A 421-nucleotide genomic window follows, 5' to 3' on the forward strand; every position below is an offset into this window, starting at 1 on the left:
GCGGTGCCGATCACCGCGAGGCCGGCGCCGGTGACCGCACCGAGCAGCACCCGCGGCGCCCGTACGTCCACCACGATGGTCTCCCGGGCGCGCGACCAGCCCGGCTGCTGCCAGTCGGCACCCAGCGCGTGCGTCACGATGCCCCACACCTGCCCCGGCGGTACGTGCACGGAGCCGATCGCGAGGCCCGCCGTCGCGGAGACCGTGAGCAAGGCGGTGAGTACCAGCAGTGTGACGGCCCACTTTGTACGGCCCACCCCCGACTCGTCGGCCTTTCGCCGTCGAACCGTCCGCTCGGCGGGCGTGCCGGTGACGGACGGGATCACCGGAAGCTCTCGGGGTGCAGTCCGCGGGCCAGGTCGTCGACCGCGTAGGCCGAGCGGATGCCGACCAGCGTGGCGGTCAGCGGCAGCACGACGAA

1 protein-coding gene is annotated in these 421 nt (G+C 73.6%); it reads right to left on the reverse strand.

Annotation, left to right across the window (positions count from 1 at the left end; translation table 11 throughout):
* Positions 1-257 (reverse strand): iron chelate uptake ABC transporter family permease subunit (locus tag IG88_RS0137940; protein WP_234332504.1); only part of this gene is annotated, 257 nt, incomplete at its 3' end.
* Positions 258-421 lie beyond the last annotated feature (164 nt).

Origin of the sequence: Streptomyces sp. NRRL F-5650, from assembly GCF_000721365.1 — a bacterium.
GTDB classification, from domain to species: Bacteria; Actinomycetota; Actinomycetes; order Streptomycetales; family Streptomycetaceae; genus Streptomyces; species Streptomyces ardesiacus.